This window comes from Pseudoalteromonas sp. S3178, from assembly GCF_005886985.1.
GTDB lineage: Bacteria > Pseudomonadota > Gammaproteobacteria > Enterobacterales > Alteromonadaceae > Pseudoalteromonas > Pseudoalteromonas carrageenovora.
Map to the genome: position 1 here is coordinate 1 of NZ_PNCW01000069.1, position 19,958 is coordinate 19,958.

Annotated in this window: 16 protein-coding genes; all 16 read left to right on the forward strand. The window is 36.4% G+C overall.

Translation table 11 applies throughout. The annotated features are described in order from the left end of the window. Window positions 1–787: 787 nt before the first annotated feature. The 16 genes from CWC11_RS17395 to cysN all read left to right on the forward strand — a co-directional run bounded on the left by CWC11_RS17395 (window position 788) and on the right by cysN (window position 19,955). Window positions 788–1,903, forward strand: a complete 1,116-nt coding sequence (locus tag CWC11_RS17395) for a polysaccharide export protein (RefSeq protein WP_138683693.1) — start codon at window positions 788–790, stop codon at window positions 1,901–1,903. 8 nt (window positions 1,904–1,911) lie between these two features. Next, complete coding sequence (locus CWC11_RS17400) at window positions 1,912–2,346, forward strand: low molecular weight protein-tyrosine-phosphatase (RefSeq protein WP_138683694.1); 435 nt, start codon at window positions 1,912–1,914, stop codon at window positions 2,344–2,346. 15 nt (window positions 2,347–2,361) lie between these two features. Then, window positions 2,362–4,581, forward strand: coding sequence for a polysaccharide biosynthesis tyrosine autokinase (locus tag CWC11_RS17405; protein ID WP_138683695.1), 2,220 nt, complete (start codon window positions 2,362–2,364; stop codon window positions 4,579–4,581). 48 nt (window positions 4,582–4,629) lie between these two features. Next, window positions 4,630–5,883 (forward strand): lipopolysaccharide biosynthesis protein, encoded by a 1,254-nt coding sequence (locus CWC11_RS17410; RefSeq protein ID WP_138683696.1) that lies wholly within the window; start codon window positions 4,630–4,632, stop codon window positions 5,881–5,883. After that, the gene (locus CWC11_RS17415; protein ID WP_171038445.1) at window positions 5,876–6,865 is read left to right on the forward strand and encodes a nitroreductase family protein; all 990 of its coding nucleotides are present in this window, start codon (window positions 5,876–5,878) and stop codon (window positions 6,863–6,865) included. Before CWC11_RS17410 ends, CWC11_RS17415 begins: the two co-directional genes overlap by 8 nt. Next, on the forward strand, window positions 6,866–7,978 hold the full coding sequence (locus CWC11_RS17420) for a polysaccharide pyruvyl transferase family protein (protein WP_138683698.1): 1,113 nt from the start codon (window positions 6,866–6,868) through the stop codon (window positions 7,976–7,978). After that, window positions 7,971–9,068 carry a glycosyltransferase gene (locus CWC11_RS17425; RefSeq protein WP_138683699.1) on the forward strand — a complete coding sequence of 366 codons (1,098 nt, stop codon included), beginning with the start codon at window positions 7,971–7,973 and terminating at the stop codon, window positions 9,066–9,068. Before CWC11_RS17420 ends, CWC11_RS17425 begins: the two co-directional genes overlap by 8 nt. Window positions 9,069–9,511: 443 nt before the next feature. Beyond that, on the forward strand, window positions 9,512–10,216 hold the full coding sequence (locus tag CWC11_RS17430; RefSeq protein ID WP_138683700.1) for a hypothetical protein: 705 nt from the start codon (window positions 9,512–9,514) through the stop codon (window positions 10,214–10,216). A 42-nt stretch (window positions 10,217–10,258) separates the two neighbouring features. Beyond that, on the forward strand, window positions 10,259–11,347 hold the full coding sequence (locus CWC11_RS17435) for a glycosyltransferase (RefSeq protein ID WP_138683701.1): 1,089 nt from the start codon (window positions 10,259–10,261) through the stop codon (window positions 11,345–11,347). After that, window positions 11,347–12,633 carry a glycosyl transferase gene (locus tag CWC11_RS17440; protein WP_138683702.1) on the forward strand — a complete coding sequence of 429 codons (1,287 nt, stop codon included), beginning with the start codon at window positions 11,347–11,349 and terminating at the stop codon, window positions 12,631–12,633. The genes CWC11_RS17435 and CWC11_RS17440 overlap by 1 nt, the downstream gene beginning before the upstream one ends. Before the next feature lies 1 nt (window position 12,634). After that, window positions 12,635–13,450, forward strand: a complete 816-nt coding sequence (locus CWC11_RS17445; RefSeq protein ID WP_212748092.1) for a glycosyltransferase — start codon at window positions 12,635–12,637, stop codon at window positions 13,448–13,450. Between the two features lie 232 nt (window positions 13,451–13,682). Continuing rightward, complete coding sequence (locus CWC11_RS17450; RefSeq protein WP_138683704.1) at window positions 13,683–14,687, forward strand: NAD-dependent epimerase; 1,005 nt, start codon at window positions 13,683–13,685, stop codon at window positions 14,685–14,687. A gap of 387 nt (window positions 14,688–15,074) precedes the next feature. Further along, window positions 15,075–16,154 (forward strand): UDP-N-acetylglucosamine--undecaprenyl-phosphate N-acetylglucosaminephosphotransferase, encoded by a 1,080-nt coding sequence (wecA, locus tag CWC11_RS17455; RefSeq protein WP_138683705.1) that lies wholly within the window; start codon window positions 15,075–15,077, stop codon window positions 16,152–16,154. An 895-nt stretch (window positions 16,155–17,049) separates the two neighbouring features. Further along, the gene (cysD, locus tag CWC11_RS17460) at window positions 17,050–17,958 is read left to right on the forward strand and encodes a sulfate adenylyltransferase subunit CysD (protein WP_138683706.1); all 909 of its coding nucleotides are present in this window, start codon (window positions 17,050–17,052) and stop codon (window positions 17,956–17,958) included. Window positions 17,959–18,063: 105 nt separating this feature from the next. Beyond that, a complete protein-coding gene (locus CWC11_RS17465; RefSeq protein WP_138683707.1) occupies window positions 18,064–18,411 on the forward strand; it encodes a four helix bundle protein in 348 nt (115 codons plus the stop codon). Window positions 18,412–18,542: 131 nt separating this feature from the next. Continuing rightward, entirely contained in the window at window positions 18,543–19,955 is a 1,413-nt protein-coding gene (cysN, locus tag CWC11_RS17470) for a sulfate adenylyltransferase subunit CysN (RefSeq protein ID WP_138683708.1), read from the forward strand. Window positions 19,956–19,958 lie beyond the last annotated feature (3 nt).

Sequence of the window (19,958 nt, forward strand, 5' to 3'; positions counted from 1 at the left end):
TAAGGGCTAAGGGCTAAGGGCGCCTCCCTTGCTGGCGCGGTATTTACTAAAACAAAAATTATAAAAGTAATCAGTACGTAGGAACTGCAACCTAGGGGCGGAAGCGTGCCCGAAGGGCTAGACAAGCAAATAGTTTTGCTTTAAAGCTGTAGCGAGAGGAGCTCTGCGACGAACTGGAACGTGAAGCGTGCCTGGAGGGCTAGGTAAGCTCGTAGACGCGCAGCTTGCTGGCGTTTAAAAGCAACGCTTTTACATTGTTAATTGCTTTGAAAAGCATAAAAAGGTGTGTTCCTATTGTGAGCTCTGCGACGAACTGGAACGTGAAGCGTGCCCGAAGGGCTAGACAAGCTCGTAGACGCGCAGCTTGCTGGCGTTTAAAAGCAACGCTTTTACATTGTTAATTGCTTTGTAAAAGCATAAAAAGGTGTGTTCCTATCGTGAGCTCTGCGACGAACTGGAATGTGAAGCATGCCCGAAGGGCTTCGTAGGCGTCTTGCTTGCTGGCGCACTAAAAGCGCAGCTTTTACATATTACCTATTTTGCGCGAAAAAGCATTACCACATTTACGCAAATATTAGGTATTTGTACTAATACCTTCGCTACAAAAATAAAAATAAATTATAAAAAATACATATTAAACATTAAGTAAATTTAAAATACATAATGTTTCCAAAGCCTGATTCACGCTTGCGCGTAAACAGCGCTCATGCTTTAATTAGCCAGATAAAAAGTACTCACCAAGGTTGGTGGGCAAAAGCAATAGTTAAAATAATTTTGGGATTCTACAATGGCGTTACGCTGTAAATCATTCACAACGATACTCGCATTATTAACCTTATCAGGTTGTACAATTGTACCAGGTAGCCATTTTGAAGGCATAGACTCAGGCGAACAAACTTATAACCTTGAGCAAGATCTCGAAAAAGTTAACATACAAATTATCGACTCGCAGCTTTTAAACAAGCAAAAGCTAGCGCAAGCAGCTGCAAAGCCAATATCAAGCAGTGCAGGTTTAAACGTAAACGATTACGAATATAAACTGGGTGTAGGCGATGTACTCACAATTGGAGTATGGGATCACCCAGAGCTAACAATACCAGCAGCTGTGCAACGTACCGCAGAGTTTGATGGCTTTAGAGTACAAAAAGACGGCACAATTACCTACGCTTACGCACCAGATATTCCAGCAGCTGGCAGAACAATAGGCCAAGTGCGCGAAGACTTAGTAAAGCGCCTAAGCCGAGTGATAGAAGACCCACAAGTAGACATAAAAGTAGTGGGCTTTAGAAGCCAAAAAGCCTATGTAACCGGTGAGGTTAACCAACCTGGCGTTTACCCAGTAACCGAAATACCACTAACCCTAATTGACGCGCTAAACCAAGCAGGTGGCTTAACAGATGCAGCCGATTGGCGCACGGTTACCTTTACCCGAGGCGATAAAACAGAAGTAATACAGCTAGATGACTTTTATGCCCATGGTGATATTTCGCAAAACCGTTTATTACAACATGGCGATATTGTGCATGTAAGCCGTAATGATGCGCAAAAAATATTTGTTTTAGGCGATGTTAAAAAAGCAGGTTCAGTAAAGCTTAATCGTTATGGATTAAACTTGGCTGAAGCGCTTAGCGACTCGGGTGGTTTAAACGAAGCCACAGCAGATGCAAACGGCGTATTTGTACTACGTAAAAGTAATGTAGAACAAACCGGTATTATAGCTAACGTGTACCAGTTACATGCTAAAAATATAGCCGCTATGGTACTTGCAGAGCAATTTGAGTTACAACCACACGACATTGTATATGTTACCTCAGCACCGCTTGCACGTTGGAACCGCGTAATAAGCTTATTATTACCGTCGGTAGCGTCGGTTGATAGCCTTAATGATATTTCATCGGAATAAGAGTAAATATGTTTGATTCAGTTTTAGTTGTGTGCGCTGGTAATATATGCCGAAGCCCAACCGGTGAGTATGTTTTAAAGCAAAAGCTTGAAGGCAAAAATGTAAAAGTATCGTCAGCGGGTTTAACCGCACTTGAGGGAAAACCTGCCGATGCTACCGCTAAGCAAATTGCCCAAGCGCACGGTGTAAATATGGATGCCCACCAAGGCAGGCAGTTATCGTCAAGCTTAGTTGCGCAAAACAGCGTAATACTCGTAATGGAAGAACGCCATTTAACCGACGTACATGCCCGCTACCCAGAGGCACGTGGTAAAACATTTTTACTAGGTAAGTGGATTAATAACGCTGAAATACCCGACCCCTACCGCCAAAGCACCGAAGCGTTTGAACATGTATACACATTAATCGACAGCGCATGTAGCGCTTGGCAAAAGTATTTATAAGGAATGGCTAAATTAATGACTGCTCAGCCTAATAATAAAAGTAATAACAATGCACAGCCCACGCAAGAAATCGATTTAATGGCACTATTAGGTGCATTGCTCGATCGCAAATATTTTATAGTGGCTGTAACAGCACTATTTATGTTTATAGGGGTAGTTTATGCAGTATTAAGTACGCCTGTTTACCAAGCTACCGCCATGATACAAGTTGAAGACGGTGGTGCATCAGTCCCTGGTTTTGACGATATGGCAGGTATGTTTGAAAGTACATCGGCCGCAGTTACCGAAATAGAGCTACTTAAATCGCGCAGTATAATTGGTGAAGCAGTAGACACACTAAAGCTAGATATAACAGCAGAGCCTAAACTGTACCCATTTGTTGGTAGCCGTGCTTATCGCAAATTTACCCCAATGAGTGAGGGTGAATTAGCCGAGCCAAGCTTTGGTGCAAGTAGTTATGCATGGGGCGGTGAGAGCATAAATGTATTTAGGTTTGATGTACCACGCTCAGCTATTAATGAGGAGTTTACTCTTGTAGCAAAAGCAAATCAAAGCCTTGCACTAATTAACGCCGACGGCGAACAAGTGTTAACAGGTAAAGTGGGCGCAGAGCTTACAAATGGTAAATTTAATTTAACAGTACGCACATTAAATGCACGCCCAGGTACTGAGTTTTTATTGACCCGAAAAGATCGTCTTAATACTATTTTAGATTTACAAGCAGATATTGGCGCAAGCGAAAAGGGTAAAGACTCAGGAATAATTAACTTAAGCTTACAAAGTATAAAACCAAGCTACGCCGAAAAAGTACTTGATAAAGTAGCCGCTATTTATGTTCGCCGTAATGTTGAGCGTAATAGCGCAGAAGCACAAAAGTCGCTGGAGTTTTTAGAAGTACAATTACCAGAGATAAAAAAACAGCTTGAATACGCCGAGCAACGTTTTAACGACTACCAAATAAAGCGTCAGTCAATAAATATAACGCTCGAAACCCAAGGCGTACTAGAGCAAGTAGTAAAGCTTGAAACAAAGCTACAAGAGCTAAACTTAAAGCGTTTAGAGCTTGGCCGTAAGTTTAAAAAAGACCACCCTACATACCAAGGTATGGTTGAGCAAATTCAAGCGGTTGAAAAACAAAAGCAAGATTTAGTAGGCGAGGTAGGTAACCTACCAGAAACTCAACAAGAGTTATTACGCTTAAAACGCGATGTTGAGGTAAGTAACCAAATTTACACATTACTACTTAGTAAAACCCAAGAGCTTGATATAGTGCGTGCGGGTACAGTAGGTAACGTACGTATTATTGATTACGCGGAGGTAAATACCAGCAAGCCTGTTAAGCCTAAAAAAGCATTAATAGTAGTAATGGCAACTATGCTTGGCGGTATGCTAGCTGTTGTAATAGTACTTATACAAAAAGCAATGCATAAAGGCGTTGAAGATCCTGCTGAAATTGAGGCGCTAGGTATACCCGTGTACGCAAGTGTACCGCACTCAGACTATCAAGATAAACTAACAGGCTTTGCCGAGCGAGCCCGCAAAAATAAAGTTAATAAACCTAAAAGTATATTAGCGCTAGATAACCCCGCCGATTTAGCGGTAGAGGCGCTACGTAGCTTACGCACAAGCTTACACTTTGCAATGATGGAAGCTAAAAACAATATTATTGCCATATCGGGCCCAAGCCCTAGTGTGGGTAAATCGTTTATATCAGTTAATTTAGCATCAGTACTTGCGCAAAGCGGTAAAAAAGTACTAATTATTGATGCCGATATGCGTAAAGGTTATTTACAAACACAGTTTGGCTTAAAGTGGGATGATGGCTTAAGTGATTACCTATCGGGCCGCTTAAACTTAGCGCAAGTTGTTAAACCTACAAAGGTAGATGGCCTAAGCGTAATTACCCGTGGGCAAATACCACCAAACCCTTCTGAGTTACTAATGCACTCAAACTTTAGCAAGCTAGTTGAAGAGATAAGCGCCGCTTACGACATAGTAATTATAGATACTCCACCAATACTCGCGGTAACCGACCCTGCCATTGTAAGCGCTCATACAGGCACTACATTATTAGTAGCGCGTTTTGGGCAAAACCACCTGCGTGAAATAGAGCTTACCCGTAACCGCTTTGAGCAAAACGGGATCGATGTAAAAGGGTTAGTATTTAATGGCGTAGTTAAAAAAGCCAGTAATGCCTATGGGTACTATGGTTACTATAATTATGAATATAAGTAACTCAATGACCTCAATTATTAATAAAGTTAGCTTAGTAATATCTCGTAAATGAGCCGTTTAAAAAAGGATATCTCGATTACGTTTATAGGAGCAATAATTACAGCTCTATGTAATATATTGTGGTTAGCATTAGTATCCAGAGAGTACGGTGTAGAAAGTTATGGCATATATGTAATTTGTCAAAATTTAGGGGTTTTTATTGCGACTTTTGCATGCGTTCGTACTGGTGATTTAATATACAAGTATCATCAGGCTAACTCTGAGCTTTTTAGGTTCATAAAATTATTCACCTTATTATTGACTCTGCTGGTTTCATTGTTAGTAACGTTAGTCTTGTTTTTTTTACTGCCTATAATAGCAGAAAATTTCTATTCGAATATACCCATTAATATGTTATACCTTTCTGCTGTGTATGTTTTCTTTTTTAGTTTTAATAATTTTTCTTTAGCAATTATTCGATGTAACGGCGACTTTAAAAAACTTGTCAAGATAGAGTCGTCAATGAAGCTTGCTCAGCTTATATTTGGTGCTTTTCTAATTTATTATACTGAGCTTATACCTAATGTTACATATGTATTCTATATTTGGTTTTTATTTAATGTTTTAATACAAATTATTCTACTGATACTAGCTGTAAATGGAATGTTAAAAATTAGATGTTTTCAATCTATTAAGGGAAACTTCTTTAGATATAAAACGGATATTTACAGTGTTTTATATCACTCTAACCTGATGGGATATTTTAAAATTGCATCCAGTCCAGGTGACACTTTTCTAATCGGTCTTTTCGGTGGCCCAACCCAAGTTGCTATTTATAATGTTGCTCTACAAGTGATTAATATCGGTGTGCTTGTTAAAAATAATCTAAATAATGTACTTGCACCCAGGATTATTCAATTATATAAGCGAGGAACGGATAAACTTAAGTCTTTTGTCTATAAATACATAGTTTACTCATCAGTTATATCAGCTTTTTTTTGTTTATTTATATATCTCTTTGGAAAAAATATTATAGATTTATTTTTTGGTAAACAACCGGATGAAATAGAGCTACTTTTATTGGTCATGGCTCTAAACTACGTAATTACATTAATATCTCTGTGTTACTACCCTATCGCTTTGACTATAGGTAAATTAAGACCGAGAACTATTTTACTAACTATTAAAACAATGTTGCTCTTCTTATATATTGCATTATTTGGGTTGACGGCGGAAGCATTCGTAATATTTGAGCTTACATTTTCAATTTTAATTAGATTAATCAATGACTACCCACTACACAAAAAGGTTTTTCATGCTTAGAGAGTTATTAAAAAATATAAATGGATTAGTTTTTTTTAAGAGGGTCGTTAGAGCTTACAGCCAGATCAGTTTAAATTATATGGCTGATTGTATTTCTTATATTCGGTATTCATCTTCGATTTCATTCGAGAATGATATAACTAAACTTGAGGGTCGGATTTGCGTATTCTATCATGCCTTAGAAAAAGGCTTGTCTTTAGCAAATCCACGTAAGGGGTTTGGACAAGAAAAGGCTAAAGAGTTAATTAAATTTACACTTAAATATGTTTCTATGGATGATTATAATGAGAGTTTGGTTAAAACAGTTTTAGGTGTATTGGATGAGTACTTCAAGTTCAATAAGGACAGTATCAATGATAACCTCTATGAACTATATACTTTACATTTATTAAAAGCTATTAAACATAAGCCAAGTAGTTCTTCTGGTACAAATTTTGCTGAAAAATCAAAATTAACGTTCAGTGATTATGAGAAGTTTTCAACGTCAAGACGCAGTGTAAGAAAGTATCTATCTACTCAAATTGAAAGGTGTGAAATTGAAGAGTGTATAAATCTTGCTAAATACACCCCTTCCGTTTGCAATAGACAGCCTTGGAAGGCTTATATTTATCAAGGACAAGAAAATGTACAAAATGTTCTAAAGTTTCAACATGGCAATAAAGGCTTTTGTGATAATTTAAGCTCTTTGATACTAGTAACATCAGATCGAACAAAGTTTTGGCATGCACTGGAAAGAAATCAAGCATTTATAGATGGGGGAATGTATTCAATGTCAATTGTTAATGCATTACATGCTAAAGGGCTTGGAAGTTGTTGTTTGAATTTATCATTGACAGCTTTTGCTGAAAAGAAACTCAAGAAAGAATTGTGTATCCCAAATTCAGAGGTTCCCATAATGATGATTGCTGTCGCAAATTACGAAGATGGAGCTGTTGTTGCTGCTTCAGAAAGAATGCCTTTAAAGATGTTTTTAGGAAATTAAATGAAAATAGGTATATTAACATATCACGATACATTCAATGCGGGGGCTTTTTTACAAACTTACGCAACATACATTTACTTGAAGGAACAAGGTTTTAATGTAGAGGTTATAGATTATGTCCCTAGGAAAGGGTTTATTAAAGAATATAAAACTAAAATTATCACTAAGCAACCTATTCGTGGCTTAAAAGCGATACTAAAACAAAGAAGCTTTATTAAAGAAAACTTAGCATTATCTGATGAAAGAGTTGTAAGTGATAAATTACACATAGCGAAAAAGTTATTAAAACCTTACGATATGGTTGTTGTTGGCTCTGATACTGTATTCGAAGTTCGGCCTAGAGCCAAAGCATTTGCTCCTGAACTGCCAAATTTGTTTTATTTACCTAAATGTTATAAGGGAAAGAAAGTCTCATTTGCTGCATCTGCTGATAAATCGGACTTTACTCTACTGGATACAAAACAAAAAGAATACGTTATAAACTCTATTAAAAACTTTGATTTTTTGTCAGTCAGAGATACTTTTACTCAACAATCACTCAATTCTTTAACTGGTGAAAAAGCCGAGTTAGTATTTGACCCTACTTTTCTTATTAACTTTCCAGATACTAATGTTGGGAATAAACTTAACCTTTCAAAAAATTTCGCAATTTTAAATGTGGCTAACAAAAAATTTGGGGCTCTTATTGCCAAAGAATTTAAGAGAAGAGGCTGGCAAGTCGTTTGTCCTACAAAGTGTGAATTAGCAGATGTAAATTTAAATGGGTTAATTAACCCATTAGAATGGGCTGACTTATATAAATATTCAAAGTTTACAGTAACTGATCGTTTCCACGGCACTATATTTAGTTTAAAAGCTGGTTGCCCTGTACTTTCTATTGATGACGCAAGTGAGTATAAAACTCAAAAGAGCAAGAAAGAAGATATGTTGGATCGCCTACAACTTAGCTCTTTATTAGTCAATTATCATAGTGTACATACTTCTACAGAAAGCGACATCAAGTTGCTTATAGATGATACATTTAATGACTGGCCTAATTTAGAAGTCGAAAAAAGCCTTATGTTGGCTTCAGAAAAGTCAAAAGTTTTTTGGAAGAATGTTTTAAATGATTAATGTGGCATTTTATGTACCAAAACTAATAGGCGGCGGTGCTGAAAGAGTTTTTGTTAACTTAGCTAATGAACTAAGTGAAATGAGTGAATATAAAGTATTTATGTTCGTTTCCAGATTAGGTGGTGTTTACGAGGCTGAGCTGAAAGAAAAAGTGGAACTTATTAGCTTAGGGGATAAGACTCTTTTTAAATCAATAATGCCGTTACAGTCAAAACTTAAATTATATTCAATATCTCATTTGATTTGTGGAATGCCATTTCCTAACTTACTTGGCATTTTTCAAAAGTTTTTTATTAATAAGCTCCATGTTACAGTAGTGGAACATAATGATTTGCGAGTTCAACTGCTAGAAAAAACAGGTGGTTGGAGAAAAAAGCTCAGTCCTAAAATAATTAAGTATAGTTATGGATTTGCGGATGAAGTTATTTGTGTGTCAAAGGGGGTTCAGGAGTTTGTAAATATATGCAATCGAAAAATATCGCATAAAGTTACCACTATTTACAATCCTATTTTTTCATTCGAATTAATAAAAAAAAGTAATCATCCAATTGATGATTGTGACTTCAAAAAAGGGAAACTTACGTTAATTACTGTAGCTAGATTAAATAGACAAAAGAATTTGAGTTTGTTTATTGCTACTTGTTGCGAGCTAAAAAAACTAATGCCTGATTTTCGCGCTTATATACTGGGAGAGGGCGAAGAAGGTGCGTTATTGCAGAGAAAAATTTTAGATAATAATTTGCAAGATAGCGTAAAGTTAATGGGGTTTAAAAAAAACCCTTATAATTATATCAAATGTTCTGACGTATTTTTATTAACTTCTAAATGGGAAGGGTTTGGTAATGTACTTGTCGAGTCTGCTGCTTGTGGTACACCAGTTGTTAGTATTAATTGTCCAAGTGGCCCAAAAGAAATAATAGAAAATTTAAACTTTGGTATTTTAGTTGAACAAAGTAAACCGGAATTATTAGCGAAAGCAGTATTGGAGTGCTTTTATACTGATTTTGAAAGTTGTGCTGGGAAAATGGCTGAGTATTCAATTGAAAATATCGCAAAAAAATATACAAAAGTGATTTTTAAGAATATATGATATATTTTTTAGTCTTTATTAATATTTTTAAACTTAAATTTTCCTACTTCGATTTAACGGTTCCCGCATTCTTAATAACAGCGTTATGGGCATATAAGTCATTTGGGATATATAATTTATCTAGAATAAACTATAGACTTTGCTATTTTTTCTTCTTCTCAGTTTTTGTGTATATTTATTTTTTGACTATATCTATTTTCACTGGTGCGTTGCAAGTCGAAGAACTACTCAAATTCATTCGATTTTCAATGTCTTTCCTATCCATTTGCTGGTGCTTGCTATTTTTAAGAAGGGCGCCGAATGGACTAATTATTATATCAAGAGTTGTTAGTGCACATTTACTAATATGTTTAGTTCAAATAGCTTTTCCTCCCGTGAATGTTTTTTTTCAAGAGCATTTCTTGAGTGTAGGTAATTTTCATTGGTACAGGGTTACTGGAATCATGAATGGCACTTCATCTGCAGGTTTATTCTTGGGATTATGTTCAGTATACTGGTTTTATATTTACTGTGAGTTTAACAAAAAATTAGAACTATTGTTCTTATTGCTCTCTATAGCAATTTTCCCCTTTACTGCAATGACTGGTTTAATAGTTTTTATTGTAGGTTCTATAGGTTACTTGATTGCTAAAAAGGATTGGAATCTAATCTCCAGGTTTATAGTTTACCTGATTATAATTTTTACCTTTTTAGGTTCTTTATATACCTTCGCTGATAGAAATAACTCTACACTTAATAAGGTAGGCGCTGTAGAGGTTTTTTCTAGGATAGATGCTTTACTTGGTAAAGAAAGCGATACACGTGCAGATCCTCGTCGCTCAGTTGAAAAACTTGCAGATACTTACAAGTTTCCTGATGATGGTATACAAACTATTGTAGGCAACGGGTTTCCATCTAAGCATTTATTAGCCACAACCACAAGTGATGCTGGAGTTGTCGGTAATATACATACTTATGGGGTGCTAGGTTTAAGCTTAGTGATTTTATCTATTGCCCTCCCTTCAATTTTATTAAGAACCTCCTTATCTATAGGCTTATGTTTAGCTTATTTTGTTATATTTCTTAAAAACGATTTAGCATATTCTAGAATTGTTTTTGATTTTTATTTAATAGTGCTCGCGACTGTATTTTTTAAGAAAGAAAACTAGTCACAACTTCAACGCATAAGGTGTTTTTTGAGATTCAATGTTATGAAAACAAAAATTTTATATGTAGTAAGTAATTTAAGAAGAACAGGTCCTGTAAACCAACTTCTAAATATAATTAACAATTTAGATAAAAATATTTTTGATTGCACAGTGCTTACTTTATCACCTGAGCCTGTTAATGAAAAAGAGTCAAGATTAATAGATTATAATGAAAGCGGTATTAAAGTTCATAGCTTGAATCTATCAAGGATAGGAAGTGTACTGAAAGGCAAAAATAATCTTAAAAAATTTATATCTCATTATCTGCCAGATATTATACAAACCCAAGGCCTTAGGGCTGACAGCCTTGTATGCTCAATTAAACCATCAGTTAGTTGGATAACTACCTCGAGAAACTTTCCAATCGAAGACTATCCTTCAAAATTTGGTTTTTTAAAAGGAACTTTGATGGCAAAGAAGCATATGAGGGTTTTAGCTAGTTGCCCGCATTTAGTTTCATGTTCTTTTTCAATAGCTGAGAAACTTAAAGGGTGTGATATAAGCTCCCTAGTTATATCAAATGGAGTTTCTAACCCTGACTTTAAAGTTCTAGATAAGCCAATTGCAAACCCTATACGCTTGATAAGCGTAGGTAGTTTAATTAAACGAAAAAATATGGAATATATCATTGATTTTGCAAAAAGCTTTTCAGATCTTGGCTATGAGTTTAATTTACTTATTCTAGGGGATGGTCCATTACGCGAGCACTTATCAAAAATAAGCCCTGACAATGTCCAATTTATTGGGAATGTTGATAATGTTGGAAAGTACTTAATTGAATCGGACTTATTTATTTCATCATCTTATTCAGAAGGATTACCAAATACAGTTTTAGAAGCTATCTCTTATGGTTTGCCTGTTATTTTGTCCGATATTCCTCCCCATAAAGAGATTACTAACTCTTTAGATTCAAGTTTTAGTATTGACTTTTCATTAAGCGACTCTCCAAAGAATTTAGCATTTAATTTAAGTAATGAATTGCCGAAATTAATTAATATCAGCAATACAACGCTTTCTGATAAAGCTATTAAGTTATTTGGGGCTAAGGCTATGTCTCAAAGTTATCAAAAACTATATAAGGATTGTTTATAATGGCTCAGAATTTCAGTGCATTAGAGAAAGGCGTCGCTAGGTTCCTTACTGCTTTCCCGGGCGTAAAAAGGGCTATAAAAAAAATATATACGCGGGCTATATACTTCTCAAAAAAGAAAAACTATACATACACTTCCAAAGCTGAGCTAGTTGAAATATCGGATGGAATTAATGAGTCTTTTTATGGTTATTATGATAAGTTTCCTGATAATGGTGATGGACTCGTAATTGTACATTTGAGCCAAAAGTCGACAGTGAATTTACCAAAAAATGTGGAAAAAATTACTCTAAACATATTTAGCTTAAAATTAAAAAAATTAATATTAGATGAAGGTATTGATTTATTAGCTTTCAACTGGCAACAAGGTGCAAGAGCGCATTGGTTAAATAAATCCTTATTTGCGTATAACGATTACTGTGCTGAGAAAGATATATACGTCACTAAAGTATTTTCTATTGATGAAGGTAGGGTAATAAAAACCTTAGACTTACCTGTGCAGGATTCTTATAAAGAAGAGTATTGTTTATCTCTTTGTTATAAAAAGCTTTCAGTTTTAAGGCCAGACTATGGATATTTCAGGCATGTTATACCTACTAAGAAGTCAGATTACATAGAAGGCATATGGAAAGTTGATTACAGAAGTGAAAAAACAACACAAATAATTACACTTGCGAATATTCTCAATTTTAATTTTGAACAGCAAGTAGATGACTACGATCATAAAGTAAATCACATCATGATTTCACCTGATGGAAAGCATTTTATCTTTATGCACAGGTATTATTCTAAATCAGGCCGTCGTTTTGATCGGTTGATCCTTGCTGATTCAGAAGGGGAATTGATTAATGTGTTAGCTGATAATGAGATGGTTAGTCATTGTTATTGGTATGATAACTCTACAATTTTAGGATATCTTAGAGATCCTGATGGTGTTGATGGTTATCGATTGATTGACATTACTACTGTTGATTATGAATCATTCAACGACGGAGTATTTGAGGGGCAAGGTGATGGTCATCCTTCAGTCTGTGAGGACTTTATTGTCACAGATACTTATCCAGACAAATCTAGAATGCAAACATTATACTTAACTAAAAAGGGTAGTAATAAATCAATTGATTTAGGGGAGTTTTTCCATGGTTTTCAGTTTTCTGAAGAGACCAGATGCGACCTTCACCCAAGGATGTCTTCATGCTCAACCTATGTATTTTTTGATTCTGTTTTTAGTGGGGAAAGAAAGCTTTACTGTATGGATATATCTGAGGCTAAAAAGGAGTTTATTTAATATGTCCAAGATTGCAGTTGCTATTTCTGTTTATTACAAAGATAAGGCTACTTATTTTGAAGAATCATTAGATAGTTTATTCAGGCAGAGTAATAAAAATTTTGATGTATATTTGCAGGTTGACGGCTCGATTACTAAAGAGCTAGAGACAGTAATTGGAAAATACTCCGTATATGATAATTTTTTCTGCGATTTCAGTCTTTTAAATAAAGGACTCGCATTTCAACTAAATCGTGCGATGGAGAAAATATTATCTTCTGGTAAGTACGAATACATAGCAAGGATGGATGCAGATGATATTTGTATGCCAAATAGATTTGATGAGCAGGTCAGCTTTTTAAAAAGAAGGCCTGATATAGCTGTTTTAGGTAGTTCTATGATCGAATTTGATCATAATGGCAATGAGAATAATAAAATTATGCCAATTGAGCATAATGAACTTGCTAAAAATATAATAAAACGTTGTCCTGTTAATCACCCTACGGTCATGTTTAATTTGAATTCGATCAACGCTAGTGATTTGAAATACGATTCCTCATTACAAAATACTCAAGATTACTATTTATGGGTTGATTTACTAAAAAAGGGGTATAAGTTCGCCAACTTGAGTCAACCCTTACTTAAGTTTAGAATTGATGAAAACTTTCATGAGCGGAGAGGTTTTAAAAAAGCTGTAAATGACTTTAACTCTCGATTGTATGCGATGAAAGCTTTAAAACAATTTTCTGCCTCAAACATGCTTCATACTATTTTGCTTTTTAGCTTACGAATTAGCCCTAGTTACTTGAAGAAATTTGCTTATTCTAGGCTCAGGTGAAAAGTAACTAGTGTGTAGTTATTGTAGTTCTCATAATTTTTTATTTTTTGATTGATCTACTATTAAAACGTAAGTCTTGATTTTAAACTAATCAGTACCGTGAGCTAAAATATAACTTTTAGCTTTTGCTAATTAATTAGTGCTCTTATTAAGTGATATTTACTTATAAAAAATTAATGTATTAGATTTTTAGCTTTATGAAAATTTAATCTCTTTATATATATGGATTAAAATGAAATATTTAGTAACTGGCTCAGCTGGTTTTATTGGAAGTGCTGTTGTTGAAAAGCTTACCGCTAGTGGGCAACAAGTATTTGGTATTGATAACCTAAACGACTACTACGATGTTAATTTAAAACTCGCTCGCCTAGAGCGTATTAAGCATAAGCAGTTTAAGTTTATAGAGCTTGACCTAGCTGATCGCTCAGCAATGGCTAATTTATTTGAGCAAGAGCGGTTTGATAGGGTTATTCACTTAGCTGCGCAAGCAGGTGTTCGTTATTCTATTGAGAACCCTCATGCTTATGCAGATTCAAACTTAGTGGGCCACCTTAATGTTCTTGAAGGTTGTCGCCAAACTAAGGTTAAGCATTTAATTTACGCATCGTCTAGTTCTGTTTATGGCTTAAATGCTAAAGTGCCTTTTGAAACGTCTGACACTGTCGATCATCCTGTATCGTTGTACGCTGCTACTAAAAAAGCAAATGAGTTAATGTCGCATAGTTATTCACATTTATATGATATACCAACTACGGGCTTACGCTTTTTTACTGTTTATGGCTCGTGGGGCCGCCCAGATATGGCGCCATTTATTTTTACTAAAAAAATACTAGACGGCGATACTATTGATATAAATAACAATGGAGACATGTGGCGCGATTTTACTCATGTAGATGACATTGTAGAAGGTGTTGTGCGTATTGCTGATGTAACACCAAGTAAAAATGAGCAATGGACAGTAGAAAAAGGTACGCCAGCTTCAAGCTCTGCGCCTTATGCTGTATATAATATTGGCCATGGGTCTCCTATTAGCTTAATGGATTTTGTTAAAGCTATTGAGGATGAGCTTGATATAGTCGCTAAAAAGAACTTTAGGGAAATGCAGCCAGGTGATGTGTATCAAACCTATGCAGATACTAAAGATTTGTTTTCAGTAACAGGTTACAAACCTAAAGTTGGCGTAAAAGAAGGTGTGGCAGAGTTTATTACTTGGTATAAAAAGTTTTATAATAAGTAGTTAATTTATCTTAAATAGCCACTTTTATGTGCGTTGTTAAATGCTTTCGGCTGTTGTATTAATATAACTGCAACAGCCACTTTTACTTAGCTAAATAGTACTATTTAGCTGTATTAAATTGCTAGTTAAATGAGGCGTTAAGTTACTTATTGCTTTATTGTGAGCTCTACCCTTTGGGTTCACATATTATTCATATTTAAGAGTTCACTCTTCCCTTTGTTCTAAACGGATCGGCTTGTATAATAGCCTAAAATTCGCCCTCTGTTGAGTTTTAAAGCAGCCGTGTAAATAAAAAATTAATAATTTATGCTTATTGCGAAACAAATTTTATTACCAAACAGCTTATTTATTATCTGGTTAAATAAGTTGTTTAGGATAAGGACAACCATGTTTATAGATTTACTACTTACCTTTTTTATTGCGTTTGCAGTATTGTTTTTAATGAGAAAAGTAGCACGTAATATAGGGTTGGTAGACAAACCATCTGGCCGTAAAATGCATACAGGTAACATACCGCTAGTGGGCGGTGTTGCTATTTGTATAACCATAGTTAACTACATTTACACACACCCAAATATGATTAATCACGCCAATTTATATATGTGTTGTATTATTGGATTAACAAGTATAGGTGCACTAGACGACCGGTTTGATTTAAGTGTAAAAATACGTATGGCGGTACAAGCATTTATATCGTTTGCTATGATTTACTATGCTGGTGCAAATTTACATACGCTGGGTAATTTAGTTGGTTTTGGTAATATTGACTTAGGTTACCTATCTACCGTTATTACTATTTTTGCTGTTATTGGCTGTATTAACGCATTTAATATGGTCGATGGAATTGATGGCCTATTAGGTGGCTTGTCGGTAGTGACATTTGCGAGTTTAGGTATTTTGCTAAGCTTAGTAGGTGAAGAGAGCTTAAGTTATTTATGCTTATTGCTTGTTGTTTGTATGATCCCCTATATTGTTATGAACCTTGGCCTAGTTGGGCGTGAGCGCAAAGTGTTTATGGGCGATGCTGGCAGTATGATGATTGGCTTTACCGTTATTTGGTTATTAATAGGCGCAAGCCAAACACCGGGTAATGCAATGATTCGCCCTGTAACCGCATTGTGGTTAATTGCGGTACCATTAATGGATATGGTAGCAATAATGATTCGCCGCGTTAAGCAGGGTAAATCGCCATTTAAGCCAGACCGTGAGCATTTGCACCATATTTGCCAACGTTTAGGTTGCTCGCCTACACAAACCCTTATTTTAATATGTTCTATTGCTGCTGTTTTTGCCGGTATTGGTGTCATTGGTGAGGTGTTTTTAATACCTGAATTTTTAATGTTTTACGGTTTTGTTATTTTGTTTACCGCGTATTTATTAGTACTTATTAATTACTGCACTGTAATGAACTTTTTTAGACGTAAATTAGATTTACCAGAAAAAAAATATTCTACGTTGAGTAAATAAGGTCGTTTTTGGCTACGGGCTACGGGCTACGGGCTACGGGCTACGGGCTATTTTGCGTTAGAAAAAAACTGAAGTTGTGTTTTTTGCGCGAGCAAGCTTCACGCCTACGGTGACAGCTTTGGGCAATAGGCAGCGAGCGACGGGCTAAGGGCGGCTCGGGGTTAAAATTGCCTTTAGGCGCCTTACTTGTTGGTGCGGTGTTATAAAAATGGAAGTTGTGCTTATTGCGCGAGCAAGCTTCACGCCTACGGTGACAGCTTTGGGCAATAGGCAGCGAGCGACGGGCTTTGAGCGGCTCGGGGTTAAAATTGCCTTTAGGCGCCTTGCTTGTTGGTGCGGTGTTATAAAAATTGAAGCTGTGCTTATTGCACGAGCAAGCTTCACGCCTACGTTGACAGCTATTGGGCAATAGGCAGCGAGCGACGGGCTAAGGGCGGCTCGGGGTTAAAATTGCCTTTAGGTGCCTTGCTTGTTGATGCGGTGTTATAAAAATGGAAGCTGCGCTTTTTGCGTGAGCAAACTTCACGCCTACGTGGGCGTGAAGAGTTTTAATGTATATACAGATTATTTATATCTTTTAAGGCGCGACTTTATGTCGCGCCTTTTTTTGTTTTTATTTTGAGGCGGTTAAGTTTCAAGCTGAGTAGGGCTAAAAGTTAATTATTTATAAAAACGTGAAACTAGCTTTTTTAACCTATGTAATAAGTTACTAATTTAAAAGGCTAAACACATTGCACTATTGTTTATAAACACCACTAAACATAATTAAACAGGGTTTGAGGGGGTAATATAGCCTAAGGCGTAGAAATTAGTACTTAGTAATGTATAGTACTTAAGTGCAGTCAATGTATATTTGGCTAAAATGGATTTTAACAAATTAGGATATGGCATTATTATGCATGAAGAAAAGCTAACCCACCTAAAGGCTCTTGAGGCCGAATCTATTCATATTATGCGAGAAGTTGCTGCTGAGTTTGATAACCCTGTAATGCTTTACTCTGTAGGTAAAGATTCGTCGGTTTTATTACATTTAGCACGAAAAGCATTTTACCCTGGCAAAATACCTTTTCCGCTTATGCATGTTGATACTAACTGGAAATTTAAAGAAATGATCCAGTTTAGAGATCAAATGGCCGAAAAGTATGGTTTTGACTTAATTGTTCATAAAAACCCTGAAGGCATTGCTATGGGCATGAGCCCGTTTGAACACGGCAGTGCAAAGCATACCGATGTTATGAAAACTCAAGGCCTTAAGCAGGCGCTTGATATGAACAATTTTGACGCTGCATTCGGCGGTGCTCGCCGCGATGAAGAAAAGTCTCGTGCTAAAGAGCGTGTATATTCATTTCGTGATAAAAACCACCGTTGGGACCCTAAAAATCAGCGCCCAGAACTATGGAATGTGTATAACAGCAAAGTAGATAAAGGCGAGAGCATTCGTGTGTTTCCGCTTAGTAACTGGACCGAGTTAGACATTTGGCAATACATTTACCTAGAAGGTATTGAAATTCCATCGTTATATTTTGCAAAAGAGCGCCCTGTAGTTGAACGTGACGGCACGCTTATTATGGTTGACGACGAGCGCATGGAGCTGAGCGAGGGCGAACAAGCTCAAAATAAAATGGTTCGTTTTAGAACGCTTGGCTGCTACCCACTAACAGGTGCCGTTGAATCTGTTGCTCAAACCCTCCCAGAAATTATTCAAGAAATGCTGCTTTGTACTACCTCAGAGCGCCAAGGCCGAGTTATTGATAACGACTCTGCAGGATCAATGGAAAAGAAAAAAATGGAAGGGTATTTTTAAAGCGCACAGCGCTTCGAGCCTATAGCTATGAGCTACTAGCTGCGAGCTTAAATATGCAACTATTAGCCCTCAGTAAGTAGCCAAAAGTAATAAACAAGGATGCTTATGAGATACGAAAATTTAGAGGTTTGGCAGCGTAGTTTTCGCCTAAGTATAAAAATTTATAAAACATTTGAGCAGCTAAAAGACTTTGGTCTAAAAGATCAAATGTGTAGAGCTGGTGTTTCTGTTCCTAGCAATATTGCAGAAGGCTTTGAAAGAGAGTCCGACAAAGAAAAGGCTCGCTTTTTAGTTATAGCTAAGGGCTCTTTAGGCGAGTTAAAAACACAGTTAATGATTGCAACTGAACTAGCTTATATTTCAAAAGAAGATAGCTTATTGATTATTAATGAATGTGAATTAATTGGAAAAATGCTAGGTAGCCTAATTAGAACACTTAAAAGTTGCTCGTAGCTCGTAGCTCGTAGCTCGTAGCTCGTAGCTCGAAGCCCGTAGCTCGAAGCTCGAAGCTCGCAACATAAATAAATTTAAGCACGTAGCTCGCCGCCAGTCGCTCGTCGCTTACAGCTTATAAAGGACTTAAAATGACTGAACAAGCTCAAACAAACTTACTTGCTACAGATATTGAAGCTTATTTAAAAGTACACGAAAACAAAGATATGCTGCGCATTTTAACGTGCGGCAGTGTAGATGATGGTAAATCAACGTTAATTGGCCGATTGCTTTACGATAGTAAAATGATTTTTGAAGATCAGATGGCTGCTATTGAAAAAGATTCAAAACGTTTTAATACAACCGATAACGATTTTGACTTAGCGCTTTTAGTTGATGGCCTACAGTCTGAGCGTGAGCAAGGTATTACCATTGATGTTGCGTATCGTTATTTTGCAACAGATCAGCGTAAATTTATTATTGCCGATACACCAGGGCACGAGCAGTACACACGTAATATGGCAACGGGTGCCTCTACGTGTGACTTAGCAATTATTTTAATTGATGCTCGCCACGGTGTGCAAGTGCAAACGCGTCGTCATAGCTATATTTGTTCTTTACTAGGTATTAAAAACGTTGTTGTAGCTATTAATAAAATGGATGCGGTAGGTTACGAGCAATCGGTTTATCAAAACATTAAAAAAGACTACCGTGAGTTTGCACAAGATCTTAAGTTTGATGATGTGCGCTTTGTACCAATTTCGGCATTACGTGGCGATAACGTTGTAAACGAAAGCGAAGCAATGAAGTGGTACCCGGGCTCTACATTAATGAAGCTATTAAATACGGTGCAAGTAAACCATGCTAAAAATGATGAGTTTAGATTACAGGTGCAATATGTTAACCGCCCTAATTTAAACTTTAGAGGGTTTAGCGGTACTGTTGCTGCTGGTGTTATTAGAGTAGGCGATACAGTTGTATCTTTGCCTTCGGGTAAAGAAAGCAAAGTTAAATCTATAGTTACGTTTGATGGCGACCTTGAAAAAGCATCTGCGGGTATGGCTATAACACTAACCCTTGAGGATGAAATTGATGTAAGCCGCGGCGATATGCTGGTACGCCCTCATCAAAAGCCACATTCAGCAGATAGCTTTGAAGCCGATGTGGTATGGATGACCGAACAATCCTTAAACGTAGACCGTGAATACGAGATTAAGGTAGGTAGTAAGTCGGTGTATGGTTATGCCCAAGCAATTAACTATAAAGTTGATGTTAATACATTAAAACAGCAAGAAGCGACTCAATTAAACCTAAACGAAATTGGTAATTGTCAATTTGCATTAACTGCTCCCGTGCAGTTTGACGCTTACGATGTAAATAAACATACCGGTGCATTTATAATTATTGACCGTTTAACAAACGTAACGGTGGGTGCAGGCATGATACGCAAACCATTGGATGGTGAAAATAGTAAACCTAAAAGTGAGCATTCAGCATTTGAAGTTGAGTTTAATGCGCTGGTTCGTAAGCATTACCCGCATTGGGATGCCAAGGTAATACGTTAAATT